At 61.1% G+C, this 13,782-nt stretch carries 11 protein-coding genes and 1 pseudogene; 5 read left to right on the forward strand and 7 right to left on the reverse strand.

The window, feature by feature from the left end; genetic code table 11:
* Positions 1–72: 72 nt before the first annotated feature.
* Complete coding sequence (locus ACLBW8_RS04510) at positions 73–1,707, reverse strand: methyl-accepting chemotaxis protein (protein WP_262667860.1); 1,635 nt, start codon at positions 1,705–1,707, stop codon at positions 73–75.
* A 229-nt stretch (positions 1,708–1,936) separates the two neighbouring features.
* Between ACLBW8_RS04510 and ACLBW8_RS04515 the strand changes: the two genes are divergently transcribed.
* The 3 genes from ACLBW8_RS04515 (at position 1,937) to ACLBW8_RS04525 (ending at position 4,554) form a co-directional block, all read left to right on the forward strand.
* The gene (locus ACLBW8_RS04515; protein ID WP_064454929.1) at positions 1,937–2,767 is read left to right on the forward strand and encodes an undecaprenyl-diphosphate phosphatase; all 831 of its coding nucleotides are present in this window, start codon (positions 1,937–1,939) and stop codon (positions 2,765–2,767) included.
* Positions 2,764–3,147, forward strand: a complete 384-nt coding sequence (locus ACLBW8_RS04520; protein ID WP_221294641.1) for a DUF1294 domain-containing protein — start codon at positions 2,764–2,766, stop codon at positions 3,145–3,147. The genes ACLBW8_RS04515 and ACLBW8_RS04520 overlap by 4 nt, the downstream gene beginning before the upstream one ends.
* 120 nt (positions 3,148–3,267) lie before the next feature.
* The gene (locus ACLBW8_RS04525; protein ID WP_447804691.1) at positions 3,268–4,554 is read left to right on the forward strand and encodes an amidase; all 1,287 of its coding nucleotides are present in this window, start codon (positions 3,268–3,270) and stop codon (positions 4,552–4,554) included.
* Between the two features lie 4 nt (positions 4,555–4,558).
* Here the strand turns inward: ACLBW8_RS04525 and ACLBW8_RS04530 are convergent, their stop codons facing one another.
* From ACLBW8_RS04530 to ACLBW8_RS04540, 3 genes are all read right to left on the reverse strand, one after another.
* On the reverse strand, positions 4,559–4,912 hold the full coding sequence (locus tag ACLBW8_RS04530; protein WP_064452270.1) for an MmcQ/YjbR family DNA-binding protein: 354 nt from the start codon (positions 4,910–4,912) through the stop codon (positions 4,559–4,561).
* The gene (locus tag ACLBW8_RS04535) at positions 4,909–5,817 is read right to left on the reverse strand and encodes a LysR substrate-binding domain-containing protein (protein ID WP_064452271.1); all 909 of its coding nucleotides are present in this window, start codon (positions 5,815–5,817) and stop codon (positions 4,909–4,911) included. The genes ACLBW8_RS04530 and ACLBW8_RS04535 overlap by 4 nt, the downstream gene beginning before the upstream one ends.
* Before the next feature lie 136 nt (positions 5,818–5,953).
* The gene (locus ACLBW8_RS04540) at positions 5,954–7,126 is read right to left on the reverse strand and encodes an MFS transporter (RefSeq protein WP_447804692.1); all 1,173 of its coding nucleotides are present in this window, start codon (positions 7,124–7,126) and stop codon (positions 5,954–5,956) included.
* A 232-nt stretch (positions 7,127–7,358) separates the two neighbouring features.
* Between ACLBW8_RS04540 and ACLBW8_RS04545 the strand changes: the two genes are divergently transcribed.
* Together ACLBW8_RS04545 and ACLBW8_RS04550 are read left to right on the forward strand one after the other, a co-directional pair.
* Positions 7,359–7,970 carry an FMN-dependent NADH-azoreductase gene (locus tag ACLBW8_RS04545; protein WP_447804693.1) on the forward strand — a complete coding sequence of 204 codons (612 nt, stop codon included), beginning with the start codon at positions 7,359–7,361 and terminating at the stop codon, positions 7,968–7,970.
* A 241-nt stretch (positions 7,971–8,211) separates the two neighbouring features.
* Complete coding sequence (locus tag ACLBW8_RS04550; RefSeq protein WP_064452274.1) at positions 8,212–9,249, forward strand: alpha/beta hydrolase family protein; 1,038 nt, start codon at positions 8,212–8,214, stop codon at positions 9,247–9,249.
* Here the strand turns inward: ACLBW8_RS04550 and ACLBW8_RS04555 are convergent.
* The 3 genes and pseudogenes from ACLBW8_RS04555 to ACLBW8_RS04565 form a co-directional block, all read right to left on the reverse strand.
* Positions 9,243–10,420, reverse strand: a pseudogene (locus ACLBW8_RS04555) (MFS transporter). The gene ACLBW8_RS04550 and the pseudogene ACLBW8_RS04555 overlap by 7 nt on opposite strands.
* Before the next feature lie 264 nt (positions 10,421–10,684).
* Positions 10,685–12,271: an ABC-F family ATPase gene (locus ACLBW8_RS04560; protein WP_074851754.1), complete on the reverse strand. Its 1,587-nt coding sequence runs from the start codon at positions 12,269–12,271 to the stop codon at positions 10,685–10,687.
* A 142-nt stretch (positions 12,272–12,413) separates the two neighbouring features.
* On the reverse strand, positions 12,414–13,652 hold the full coding sequence (locus ACLBW8_RS04565) for an MFS transporter (RefSeq protein WP_064454930.1): 1,239 nt from the start codon (positions 13,650–13,652) through the stop codon (positions 12,414–12,416).
* Positions 13,653–13,782: the final 130 nt, after the last annotated feature.

Below are 13,782 nucleotides of genomic sequence, written 5' to 3' on the forward strand. Positions count from 1 at the left end.
GGGGATTGTAACTTCAAAATGTCGAAGGACCAAAGTGGGAGGGGCGAGCCGCCTCCCACCTGTTGAACGGTGCTAGACCTTGAATTGGCGCAGCAGCCCATTGAGCTGTTCACTCAACTCGCGCAGATGTGCACTCGCCACGCTGGACTGTTCCGCCGCCAGCGCTGTGCTGTGAGACAAACCGGCTGCCTGGGTGACGTTCTGGTTGATGTCTTCCACCACATGCGCCTGTTGCAAGGTCGCGCTGGCAATCGAGGCGTTCAAACCATTTAGGTTATGTAACGCCTGGCCGATGGCAGTCAGGCTGGCACCGGCCTGGCCGGCTTGCGCGATGGTGAGTTGCGAGGCGCTATGGCTGTCGCTGATCACCTTGACGGCCGCTTCCGAGTGACCTTGCAGGCGCTCGATCATCGCCTGGATCTCTGCGGTGGATTTTTGCGTGCGCTGGGCCAACAGCCGCACTTCATCGGCCACCACGGCAAACCCACGGCCTTGCTCACCGGCGCGTGCGGCTTCGATGGCGGCGTTGAGGGCCAACAGGTTGGTCTGGTCGGCGATGGAGCGAATCACTTCGAGCACGCCGCCGATCTGCGTGCTTTCACTGGACAGCGTGCGAATCACCTCCACGGCCTGGCTGATGGTGCCGGAGAGCTGGTCGATCTGCTGCAAGCTGCCGTCGATATTCACTTGGCCCTGCTGAGCCTGCGCCTGGGCATCACGCATTTCGCTGGCGGCGTGCTCGGCGTTTTTCGCCACGTCCTGCACGCCATACGTCACTTCATTGATCGCCGTCGCCACCAGCTCCATCTGTTGCGATTGTTGCTGGCTGCGGTCATGGGCCTGCTGGGCGTTGGTGCCCAGCTCCGTGGAGGACTGCCCCAGGGCGTTGGCGCACACCTGCAACTGGCTGACCACCTGGCGCAACTTGGCCGTAAAGCTGTTGAAGTGCTGCGACAGCTGGGTGACTTCATCGCGCCCGTGGGTATCGAGACTGCGGGTCAGGTCGCTTTCGCCACTGGCAATATTGGCCATCGCGTTCACCGCCGCCTGCAACGGCTGCACGATACTGCGGGCAATCAACGTGACCAGCACCGCCATCATCAGCGCAATGACCAGGCCAATCAGCGAGGTTTTCCACACCTGGCCTTTGAATTCGGCCTGCACATCATCCACGTACACGCCGGAGCCGATAATCCAGCCCCAGGGTTCGAACAGCTGGATATAGGAGGTCTTTTCCACCGGCGCTTCAGCGCCCGGTTTCGGCCAGCGGTAGTTAACGATGCCGGCGCCCTTGGCCTTGGCCAGGCTCACGAACTCGTTGAACACCGCAAAACCGTCCGGGTCGCGGATCGCCGAGAGGTTCTGGCCATCCAGCTTGGGGTTGGCCGCGTGCATGATCATCACGGGCGTCAGGTCGTTGATCCAGAAATAATCGTCGTGGTCGTAGCGCAGGCCGCGCACCGCGCTCAGGGCCTGCTTTTGCGCCGCTTCGCGGGTCAATACGCCGGTTTTCTCGAGGTTCTGGTAATAAGCCAATACACCGCTGGCCGTCTGCACCACGTGTTGTGTCTGCTGGCTTTTGGCTTGGTAGAGGTCACCATGGATCTGTTTGAGCATCAGCAACCCGAGGGTCAGCAGCATCAACACGGCGACTATCAGGATCAGCCAAAGACGGCGGCTGATCGACATGCTGCGCAAACTGTTCATCGTCCTGTCACTCCGTGCTTTTTATAATAATGGGCGCTGCATCGACATTTCCGGCTTGTCTGATAGGCTTTCGGCCTGTAATCGAAAAACCTGAGTACTCCCTGATTTTTCACGAAATTTTTGCGGCCCGATGGTGAAAATCCACACCGGGCCTTGAGTGTGCTCGTCGTCAGTGAACTATTAAAAAGACAGACAAGGCATGCCGCCGCGCATGACCTTTGGGGGAAATATGGACTTTTGGACCGCCATACAGGCATTGATTCTTGGCGTTGTGGAGGGGCTGACTGAGTTCCTGCCGATTTCCAGCACCGGGCACCAGATCATCGTCGCCGACTTGATCGGCTTCGGCGGCGAACGTTTTGAAGCGTTCAACATCATCATCCAGTTGGGTGCGATCCTGGCTGTGGTGTGGGAGTTTCGGCGCAAGATCCTCGACGTGGTGATCGGCTTGCCGACCCAGCGCAACGCGCAGCGCTTCACCGTCAACCTGATCATCGCGGTACTGCCGGCCGTGGTGTTGGGGGTGATTTTTGCCGACCTGATCAAGCACTACCTGTTCAACCCGATCACCGTTGCCACCGCCCTGGTGGTGGGTGGCGTGATCATGTTGTGGGCCGAGCGCCGCCAACATGCGGTCCACGCTGAAACAGTGGACGAAATCACCTGGAAAGACGCGCTCAAAGTCGGCGTTGCTCAATGCCTGGCGATGATTCCGGGCACCTCGCGCTCCGGCGCCACCATCATTGGCGGCCTGCTGTTCGGTCTGTCGCGCAAAACCGCTACCGAATTCTCGTTCTTCCTGGCCATGCCAACCATGGTCGGTGCGGCGGTGTACTCGGGCTACAAGTACCGTCATCTGTTCCAGCCCGATGATTTGCCGGTGTTTGCCATCGGTTTTGTCACTTCATTCATCTTCGCGATGATTGCGGTCAAGGCCTTGCTCAAGTTTATTGCCAGCCACAGCTATGCGGCCTTTGCCTGGTATCGGATCGCGTTCGGCCTGGTGATCCTGGCGACCTGGCAGTTTGGCTGGATCGACTGGACGGCGGTCAAGCCATGAACATTCAGCACCCGCGCCTGAAGGCGCTGATCTTTGTGTTGTTGTGCGCCGCGCCGCTGATTGGGGCGGCGTTGGTGTGGTATCGCGGCGAGACGGTGATTCCGCTGGCGGCCTACGGCGTCGTCAGTGTGGTGGCGTTTTTTCTGTACTGGGGTGACAAGCGCAAGGCGCAATCGGAGGGCCCGCGCGTTCGGGAAAATATCCTGCACGCCGTGGAGCTCGCGGGCGGATGGCCGGGGGCGCTGATTGCCCAGCAGGTGTTTCGCCACAAAACGCGCAAGGTGTCTTACCAGGTGCTGTTCTGGGTGATTGTGTTGCTGCACGAGGTGTTCTGGCTCGATCAGCTATTCCTGGGCGGCACGTTGCTGGCGGTTTTATAGGGTTGAGGCGCTTGGGATATACCCTACAAGCCTGCGGGAAGCGCCTCACTCAATCGACCATATGAATGGGCGGTACACCGGCGTTATGCTCAAAGCACTGAACGCAGTGGGGTAATACGGATGTCTTTATCGGATTCATTGCTACGCCATTCTGCTACCGAACTTGGCGCATTGATTCAACAGCGCAAGCTCTCATCTACCGCCATTGTTTGCGCCTACCTCGCACGTATCGAGGCGCTCAACCCTTCGGTTAACGCCTTGGTTCAAGTGTGTGCCGAGGCGGCGCTGGCCAGTGCGTGGGCGGCGGATCATGCAGTCGCCAACGGTGAGTATTGGGGCGCGTTACACGGCGTTCCCTTTACGGTCAAAGATGTTATCGACACGCGTGGCGTGGTGTCGGCGGTGGGTTTGACTGAGCGGGCTCACTACCTGCCGGAACAGGACGCCGTGGTGGTGACGCGCATGAAAGCCGCCGGCGGCATTTTGCTTGGCAAAAGCAACTGCCCGCCGGGTGGCGGCGGCGGTGTCACCCACAATCCTGTCTACGGCGCCACGCGCAACCCGCATGCGCTTGCCTATAGCCCCGGAGGGAGCAGTGGTGGCGAAGCGGCGGCGATTGCTGCTGGGCTTTCACCGTTGGGGCTGGGCAGCGACTCCGGTGGCAGCTTGCGCGTCCCCGCACATTTTTGTGGTGTCTGTACGTTGAAACCCACCAGCGGCCGTGTGCCTAACACTGGTGTTTTCGATCACCCGGGCGGGTTGAGTGACTATCGCAGTCAGATTGGCCCGATGGCCCGGCATGTCGAAGACCTGGCCCTGGTGCTGCAGGTCATTGCCGGTGAAGATGGGCGCGATGCCGGGGTGATTCCGATGCCGTTGGGCGGTATGCAGACTCAAGCGCTGAATGGTTTGCGAGTCGCCTGGTACAGCGATGGCGGCATTGAGCCCGTCGACGCAATCACGCAAGAAACACTGCAAGTGGTCGCCGCTCTGTTGGAACGCGCGGGCGCCTTGATCCGTCCGGCCTTTCCATCGGCGTTGAGCAATGCCCGCGACATTACCGAACGCTACTGGGCAATGAGTAAAGGCACCGGCGCGCAGGCGATACAGTTGCTTTCAGATTGGGATCAGTTTCGCACGGCCATGCTGGGGTTCATGGCCGACTACGACCTTATCCTGTGCCCTGTCGACGCGGCGCCGGCAACCCGCCTGGGAGAGACTCGGCCAGGGCTGTTCAGTCACACGTTGCCTTACAGCCTGGCGGGTTGGCCTTGTGTGGTGGTGCGCGCAGGAACTGATCACGCGGGTTTGCCGGTTGGCGTGCAGATTGTCGCGCGACCCTGGCACGAGCATGTCGCGTTGGCGGCGGCAGCGGCCATTGAGCGCGCGCTGCCGTTCCCGCTTTGAGCGGTCACTCCAGCTTGAGTCCCACTTGCGTGCGCTTGGGCAGCTTGCTCACCACTAACTGGTGCGAGCGTTGCAACAGGCCACGCAGTTCCTCGGCGTTCAGCGGGTAGGGCGTGTTCATGATGATCCATTGCGCCCGTGCCAGGTACGGCGCCGGGTGGATGCCGGGGCGGTCCACATGGCCCAGGAACAGTTCTTTGTCGACCTTGAACGCCAATGAATCGCCCCGCAGGTGCTGCACGGCGAACATCTTGTTGCCGGCGATGGAAAACACCCGCACGCCGCCCCATTTGTAGTCTTCCCGCGCGCCGGGCAGGCTCAGGCAGAAGGTGGCAACTTGTTCTTCGGTCATTTTCATAGCAAACGGTCTCCGCAACCCTTGAAGGCTTCTTCCAGGTAGTCGATCCAGGCTCGGATGGCCGGCAGTACGCCACGGCGGTGCGGGTAGACCGCCTGCAGCCAGCCGCCGGGTGACGACCACTGCGGCAACAATTGCACCAATTGACCGCTGGCCAATTCCTCTTCGCAATACATCATCGGCAGCACGGTAAAGCCCAGGCTCTTCATGGCGCAGGCTTTGCGCACGATGAAATCGTCGATGCCCAGGCGGGCTTCCAGCGCCAGGTCTTCGCTATTGCCTTGCGGGTCGATCAGGCGCAGGTGCACCAGGCGGTCAGCTTCAAGTGCGCCGAGCACCGGCAGTTGCTTGAGGTCTTCGAGGCTGTTGATTTGCCGTCCCTGGATGAATTCAGGGCTGGCGACGAGGATAGTCTGGGCCTGGCGCAGGCGCTTGGTCACCAGCAGTGGGTCTTCATCGCCTAACTCGCGCACGCGCAGGGCGACGTCGATGCCTTCGGCCACCAGGTCGACACGGCGGTTAACCAGGGTCATTTCCAGTTGCACAAGCGGGTGAGCCGCAAGGAAACCGGCGACCATGTCCGGCAGCATGTGCTGGGCCATGCCCACCGGGCAACTGACGCGTAAGCGCCCGCGCGGTTCGCTGGACATGCTCGCCACGGCTTCGTCGGCCATTTCCGCCTCCAGCAGCATGGCCTGGCAATGGCGCAGGTAGCGCTCGCCGACGGCGGTGAGGGTCAATTGGCGAGTGGTGCGCTGCAACAGGCGTGCACCGAGGCGTTCTTCCAGCTCGGCAATCCGTCGCGACAACCGTGACTTGGGAATCCCGAGCAGCCGCCCGGCGGCCGCAAAGCCGCCGGCTTCGACGACTTTGGCAAAATAGTAGAGGTCGTTGAGGTCTTGCATGGTCAACCTGTTGTCCTGTCAGTGGGACGAACTATCCGCGTCTGACGAGGGCAAATCCACTACAAAAAAGCCAGCGCCTTGTGGACGCTGGCTATGAAAGGCATGCAAGGCTCAGAACTGCAAGCCGGTCACAGGCTTATTCGCTTGTCCTGAACACCGTGAGCAACAGGGCCAGCCCGGCAAACGCCGCACCGGTGAGTGCCTGGCCCTGCCAGCCGTAGAGTTCCGAGGCGAAAGCACCGGCTGCGGAACCCAAGGCGCCACCGATAAAATAAACCACCATGAACACCGTGTTGAGGCGGCTGGTGGCTGACGGCTCCAGCGCCAATACGCGGGTCTGGTTAGCCAGTTGGTTGGTCCGGTTTCCCAAGTCGAGAAACGTCGCCGCGATCAGGATCGGCCACCACCAGCCTTGGGGGCCCAGGGTGTAAATCAGGATAAACGCCACGAGCACCGTGGTGATGCCGACGCGCTCCAGCAGACGGCCATGGCGGCGGGTTTGTTGGCCGATGGTCGAGGCGCAGAGAATGCCGACGATAGCTGATAGGCCCAGCAGCCCAGCCTGCGCGCTGGAAAACCCATACGGCGGCAAAGCCAGCAGCGCGGCCATAGAGCCCCAAAACACATTCAATGCGCCAAATACCAGGGCGCCCTTGATCGCCGATTGGCGCAGGGTCGGGTATTGCCTGGCCAGGCCCCACAGGGATTTGAGCAAGGCGCCATACGCAAGTTTGCTGGTGGACATCGACACGGGCATGCGCGTCAGGATCGCCAGGAACAGCACCACATCCAATGCCGCCGCCATCGCGAACATGCCGCGCCAGCCCAGCCAGCCGCTGACCGCACCGCTGACGGTCCTGGCCAGCAAACCACCCGCGGACAGGCCGCTGACCATCAGGCCCAGCACCGCGCCTTTCTGCTCGGGCGCGCTCAGGTCCGAGGCGGCGGGAATGATCACCTGCGCGCTGATGCCCGACAGCCCCAACAGCAAGCTCGCTATCAGCAGCCAGGTATAAGACGGCGCTGTGGCCGAGGCCAGCAGGCTGATGAAGTTGATGCACAGCACCGCCAGGATCAAGGTGCGCCGGCTGATGCGATCGCCCAGCGGTACAAACAGCAGCAGGCCGCAGGCGTAACCGATTTGCGTGAGCATGGCGATCTGCCCGACATGCGCGGTGGACACCTCGAAGGTGTTGGCAATCAGCGGCAGCATGGCCTGGTTGTAGTAGATCGTGGCGACCGAAAACCCGCAGCAGATGGCGAGAAGAAGGGTCAGCCCTTTGGTCAGGGTGGGGGAGTGTGCGTGCATGGCGTGCCCGGTGGCTGTCGAATCTGCGGCGAGAATGAAGTGAAGCGCGCGTTAAATCCAGCGTCGCAGAGGTTTGGGCAGCGACGGTGTGGGATTGGGTTTTTGCTGAATTTGGATTGTCCTGCTGGCAGGACAAACAATCGCATTTCAGCCCTCTAATCGAACATTGGGTTCATGTGTAGCATCAACCTCACTCGGTCGCCTCGTCGCGATCCTCACTTGGAGATCCCACATGAAACTGTTGCATATCGATTCCAGCATCCTCGGCGACAACTCGGCTTCCCGTCAGCTCAGCGCTGGTGTGGTCAAGGCCTGGCAAGCGGCTGAGCCGGGTGTGGAAGTGACTTACCGCGACCTGGCCAGCGAAGGCATCAGCCACTTTTCCGGCGTGACCCTCGGCGCACTGGGCACCGCTGCCGAGTTGCGTGACGCCGTACAAAAGCACGAAGCCGAGCTGAGCGCTTCGTCGCTGGCTGAATTCATCGCTGCCGACGCTGTGGTGATTGGCGCGCCGATGTACAACTTTTCGGTGCCTTCGCAGCTCAAGGCCTGGATCGACCGCATCGCGGTGGCCGGCCAGACGTTCCGTTACACCGAAGCCGGCCCTGAAGGCCTGTGCGGTGGCAAGAAACTGATCATTGTGTCCACAGCAGGTGGCCTGCACGCCGGTCAGGCGAGCAATGTCGGCCACGAAGACTACTTGAAGCTGGTGTTTGGCTTCCTCGGCATCACCGACATTGAGTTTGTCCAAGCCCAAGGCCTGGCCTACGGTGAGGAAGTGCGCAGCAAAGCGCTGAGCGACGCTAACGTCGTCATCAACGAACAATTGTTCGCCGCCGCGTAAGGCTTGTGTAAATTTCGCCTTTGCTCGGTTCCAATCTGAGCCCAGGCGCCTAAACTCTGTATTCTGATCGCCTCAAAACGATCGGAGTACGGAGTTTTTTCGTTTACCCGCTGTCACTACTTTGGCCCAGGTTATGCAGGTATGGGTTTATCACCCGGTGCGAGTGCCTTGAACCATGGACTTTTCAAATCGATATGCCGCGGGTGTTGATCGTGGTCGCGCAGCAAAGGTGGACATCCCCATGATGCGTCTTTGTGCCGTTTTGGTTCTTTCCCTGCTCGGTAGCCTGATTTCAGTGCACGCCGCGCCAGCACCGCACCCGCATTGGAGTGTGGGCTTCCACCGCATGAGTTTTCTCGACCCGCTGGATCAGCAGCCGATGAAAGCCATCGCGTTCTACCCGTCTACCGACGATGACCACAGCACGCAGATGGGGCCTTATCACGTCGCCGCCACGGAAGACTCCAAGGTCGCCATTGGCCGTTTCCCCATGCTGATGTTGTCCCACGGCAACACAGGCACACCGCTGGCGCTGCATGACCTGGCCACCTCGCTGGCGCGCAAAGGCTTTGTGGTGGTGGCTGTTTTGCACCCTGGCGACAACTACAAGGACCACAGCCGACTGGGCACGGTGAGCAACCTGTATGGGCGGCCGATCCAGATTTCCGCAGCGATCACGGCCACCCTCGGCGACCCGATGCTGTCGCCGTTCGTGAACGTTGATCAGGTAGGTGTTATCGGTTATTCCGCCGGCGGAGAAACTGCATTGATCCTCGCGGGTGCCAAGCCGGATTTTGACCGTCTGCGTCGCTATTGCCACGAACGCCCGGAAGACCGCGACGCCTGCACCACCAACGGCGAGTTAGTGGTCGACCGCGATGACTTGCAGCCGCAGGCCGATCCTCGGATCCACGCCTTGATGCTGATGGCGCCGTTAAGCCTGATGTTTGGCCGCCATACCCTGGCCGATGTGCATGTGCCAGTGCTGCTCTACAGTGGCGATGGCGACAAGTTGGTGGCGGTGGACAAGAATGCCGCCGCCCTGGCGCGCAAACTGCCGCAGCCGCCGGATTTCAAACTGTTGGCCGGAGCAGGGCACTTCGTGTTCATGGCGCCGTGTGACAGCGATCAATTGGCGACCATGCCGGCCATCTGTACAGATGCCGACGGTGTAGACCGCGAAGGCATCCACCGCGACCTTATTTCAGAGGCGGGGCGCTTCTTCGTCCACACCCTCGGGCAATCGACCCGCGCCGGTTTGCAGACGGCTGATCAGTAAGCTCGACGCTTGAGCAGTACGGTCAGGCCCAGCGCTGTGACGGACAATAGCGCCGCGCAAAAGAAGATCCAGCCGTAGCCGAGGTTCAGCGCTACGGCGCCCATCAATGGCCCGGCGATCGCCAGGGCCAAATCAAAAAACACGGCATAGGCACTCAACCCGGCGCCACGGCTGCTGTTGGGCACCTGTTTGATGGCTTCCACGCCCAACGCCGGGTAGACCAGCGACAAGCCGAAACCGGTCAGGCCGGCACCGATCAGAGCGACGCCTGTGGAGGGCGCCAGCCACAACAGGGTCAGGCCCATGGTTTCTATGGTCATGCAGGCAATCGCCGCCGTAAATCCACCAAAGCGGCTGATGGCCGAGATAAACACCAGGCGCGAGAGGATAAAACACACGCCAAACACTGTGAGGCAGTACGCCGCGCCGGCCCAGCCGCGATTGAGGTAATACAGGGTGATAAAGGTGGTCAGCGTGCCGTAGCCGATTGAGGCCAGGCACAGGCTGGCGCCAAACGGGGCGATGCGCCCGAACACCGCCCAGAATGGCAGCCGCTCGCCGCGCACCACCGGCACCGACGGTTTATTGCGGATCAGCACCAGGCCCACTGCCGCCAATACTGACAGGGCGATTCCGAGGCTGGTGTAGCCGTAGTCAGCCACCATCACCACGCCCAGCGGCGCGCCAATCGCAATGGCGCCGTAGGACGCGATGCCATTCCAGGAAATCGAGCGTGCTGTGTGTTCGACGCCTACCGCACCCATGCACCAACTGATGGTGCCCACGCCGATCAGGCCCTGGGCTACGCCGAGCAGCAACCGGGCGACGATCAGAATGCCCAGGCTCAAGGCAGGCAGGCTCTCGAGCAGTGTCGCGAAAAACGTCAGCGCGCCGCTGGCCAGGAGATGCCCGACAGGCCCAGCACAATCGCGCGTTTGGTGCCGACGTTGTCCGACATCCGCCCGGCCATTGGGCGGCTGAGCAGGGTCGCCAGGTATTGCGAGCCGATGGTAAGCCCGGCCACTACGGCGCTGAAGCCCAATTGCTCATGCACATAGCCCGGGATGACCGCGATCGGCAGGCCGATGCAGAGAAAGGCGATGAAGGTGTAGAGGACGATGGAGACAATCTGCCGGGTGATCGACAGGGACGTGGGGGCGGCGGCAGGCATGGTCACTCGTTCGCGGGCGGGCGGTGACGGCATGATGGCAAGGGCTTGGGGGAAAAGGAAGCAGGCTAACTAGTTTGTTTGATTCGCAGGGGAGTGTGCCCGGTCGGATTTTTGTGGCGAGCAGGCTTGCCCAGCGTTGGGCCGCGCAGCAGCCGCCATAAAAAACACCGCGTTCTGCCTGGCAGAACGCGGTGTCTGGTTTTAGGGCCGCTTCGCAACCCAACGCGGGGCAAGCCCGCTTGCCACAATGGCGCTCTAAGTGACTTAGAACACCACGCCTTGGCTACGCAGGTAGTCGTCGTAGGTGCCGCTGAAGTCGATCACGCCGCTTGGGCTCAACTCGATGATGCGGGTGGCCAGGGACGATACGAACTCACGGTCGTGGCTGACGAAGATCAGCGTGCCCGGGTAGTTTTCCAGCGCCAGGTTCAGCGCTTCGATGGATTCCATGTCCAAGTGGTTGGTCGGTTCGTCCATGATCAGCACGTTCGGCTTTTGCAGGATCAGCTTGCCGAACAGCATGCGACCTTGCTCACCACCGGAAATCACCTTGACCGACTTGAGGATCTCATCGTTGGAGAACAGCATGCGGCCCAGGGTGCCACGGATCACTTGCTCGCCTTGGGTCCATTGGCCCATCCAGTCGAACAGGCTCATGTCGTCTTCAAAGTCCGAAGCGTGGTCTTGGGCGTAGTAGCCCAATTCTGCGGCGTCGGTCCACTTGATGCTACCCGCATCCGGCGTCAGTTCGTTGACCAGGGTGCGCAGCAGGGTGGTCTTGCCGATGCCGTTCGGGCCGATGATCGCCACGCGCTCGCCGGCTTCAACCTGGAAGCTGAAGTCCTTGAACAGCGGCTTGCCATCGAAGCCTTTGGCCATACGATCGACGATGACCGCCTGGCGGTGCAGTTTCTTGGTTTGTTCGAAACGGATGAACGGGCTCACGCGGCTCGAAGGCTTGACCTCGGCCAGTTGGATCTTGTCGATCGCCTTGGCGCGGGAAGTGGCCTGCTTGGCTTTCGAGGCGTTGGCCGAGAAGCGGCTGACGAACGATTGCAGTTCGGAGATCTGCGCTTTCTTCTTGGCGTTGTCCGACAGCAGTTGCTCGCGGGACTGGGTCGCCACGGTCATGTACTCGTCGTAGTTGCCCGGGAACAGGCGCAGCTCGCCGTAGTCCAGGTCAGCCATGTGGGTGCACACGCTGTTCAGGAAGTGACGGTCGTGAGAGATGATGATCATCAGGCTGGAGCGCTGGGTCAGGATGTTTTCCAGCCAGCGGATGGTGTTGATGTCCAAGTGGTTGGTCGGTTCGTCGAGCAACAGCACTTCAGGGTCGGAGAACAACGCCTGGGCCAGCAATACGCGCAGTTTCCAGCCTGGCGACACTTCGCTCATCGGGCCGAAGTGTTGTTCCAGGGGAATACCCAGGCCCAGCAGCAGCTCACCGGCACGGGATTCGGCGGTGTAGCCGTCCATTTCGGCGAATTCGGTTTCCAGCTCGGCCACGGCCATGCCGTCGTCTTCGCTCATTTCCGGCAGCGAGTAGATGCGGTCGCGCTCGGCCTTGACCTTCCACAGTTCCTCGTGACCCATGATCACGGTGTCGAGTACGGTGAATTCTTCGTAGGCGAACTGGTCCTGGCGCAGTTTACCCAGGCGTACGTTCGGCTCCAGCATGACCTGGCCGCCGGACGGATCGAGGTCGCCGCCGAGGATTTTCATGAAGGTCGACTTGCCGCAACCGTTGGCACCGATCAAACCATAACGGTTGCCGGCGCCGAACTTGACCGAGACGTTCTCGAAGAGCGGCTTGGCGCCGAACTGCATGGTGATGTTAGCTGTGGAGATCAATTACTTTACCTATCAATGGGTTGCGAGCGTGGCGGCAGGAGCCTTCAGGCATGCGTCAACAGCGACATCAAGGCGCGAAACCCGGTCGCTGAGCAGAAAATTTTGGATGTGTGTTGGAATTTGGCGCGCATTGTCGCATATGTCAGGCGACAGTTGTATGGCGAGCGAGGGATGGTTTCATCAGCGTCTCCGGCATGGCCAGCCATAACAAGGCTAACGCCACCGCAGCGACGCCCGCCAGGGTCAGGAACGCCGCGTTATAGCCGGCCTGTTGCACGACGAAACCGGCCAGGCTGCTGCTCAGTGCGGCGCCCAGCCCAAACACAGTGGACAGCGCGCCGAGACTGACGTTGAAACGGCCAGTGCCCTGGGTCAGGTCTTTGACGATGACCGGGAACAGCGCGCCGAAAATCCCCGCGCCGATGCCATCGAGCATCTGCACGGCGACCAACCAATAGGGGTCGCTGGACAACGTATACAGCACGCCGCGCAGCGGCAAAATCATGAAACCGGCCAGCAGCAGCGGCTTGCGCCCCCACAGGTCTGCCTTGAGCCCAACCAGCCACGCCATCGGCACCATCACCAATTGTGCGGCGACGATGCACGCCGAGGTCAGCGGCGTGGCCATTTGCAGGTTGATCTGTGACAGCTTCTGGCTGACCAGCGGCAGCATGGCGGCATTGGCCAGGTGGAAAAGGGCGCAACAGATGGCGAACAGCAGCAGCGGGCGATTGCCCAGTAATACCTTCATGCCGGAGGGTTGTTCGTGATCGCGGGTGTGGGCCGGGTCAAAGCCCCGAGCGACCTCATGGTCTATCGCCTTGGCCGAGACGCAACTGACCGCCACAATACTGGCCAACGCCATAAAGGCCATCAGGTAGAACACCACCACCGGGCCGAACAGGTACGCCAACCCGCCGGCCAACAGCGCCGCCACGGCGTTGCCGGCGTGGTTGAAGGTTTCATTGCGCCCGGTACGGCGGGTGAAGGCGCGCGGCCCGGTAATCCCCAACGAAATCGCCGAAATCGCCGGGGCGAACACCGAGGCGGCGACGGCACTGGCGGCCTGGGTCAAGGCTACCCAACTGAAAGCGCTGACAAACGGCAGCGTCAGGCAACTGACCGTAACGAGGATAGCGGCCACGGCTATCACCGCACGTTTGCTGCGTGTGCGGTCAATCAGTGCGCCCGCCGGGCCCTGAGTAAGCAAGCCGGCGATGCCCGCGAGCGTCATCACCACACCGATGCTGGCCGGGTCCCATTTGTGGACGGCCAGCAGGTAGATCGCCAGGTAAGGTCCCAGCCCGTCGCGGACGTCGGCCAGGAAGAAATTCAGGCTGTCCAGGGATAAGGTATTACGCAGGTCAGCGTGATTGGCCACGGCGAACTCTTCGGGAGGGGCGTTCAAGGGCTGAACACTCATTGGCTTAGTGACCTGTTGGCTTGTGTAGAAGTTTCGCTTCCGCGGAGGGTTTCGTCCGACAGGTAATTGGCTTATTTTCCGCAGATTG

The sequence above is a fragment of the Pseudomonas sp. M5A4_2d genome (assembly GCF_053345295.1).

Coding starts and splice junctions, on each gene's coding strand:
- ACLBW8_RS04530 (WP_064452270.1), bottom strand. CDS start 4,912: ATGAAAATGACCGAAGAACAAGTTGCCACCTTCTGCCTGAGCCTGCCC.
- ACLBW8_RS04535 (WP_064452271.1), bottom strand. CDS start 5,817: ATGCAAGACCTCAACGACCTCTACTATTTTGCCAAAGTCGTCGAAGCC.
- ACLBW8_RS04545 (WP_447804693.1), top strand. CDS start 7,359: ATGAAACTGTTGCATATCGATTCCAGCATCCTCGGCGACAACTCGGCT.
- ACLBW8_RS04515 (WP_064454929.1), top strand. CDS start 1,937: ATGGACTTTTGGACCGCCATACAGGCATTGATTCTTGGCGTTGTGGAG.
- ACLBW8_RS04540 (WP_447804692.1), bottom strand. CDS start 7,126: ATGCACGCACACTCCCCCACCCTGACCAAAGGGCTGACCCTTCTTCTC.
- ACLBW8_RS04550 (WP_064452274.1), top strand. CDS start 8,212: ATGATGCGTCTTTGTGCCGTTTTGGTTCTTTCCCTGCTCGGTAGCCTG.
- ACLBW8_RS04520 (WP_221294641.1), top strand. CDS start 2,764: ATGAACATTCAGCACCCGCGCCTGAAGGCGCTGATCTTTGTGTTGTTG.
- ACLBW8_RS04510 (WP_262667860.1), bottom strand. CDS start 1,707: ATGAACAGTTTGCGCAGCATGTCGATCAGCCGCCGTCTTTGGCTGATC.
- ACLBW8_RS04525 (WP_447804691.1), top strand. CDS start 3,268: ATGTCTTTATCGGATTCATTGCTACGCCATTCTGCTACCGAACTTGGC.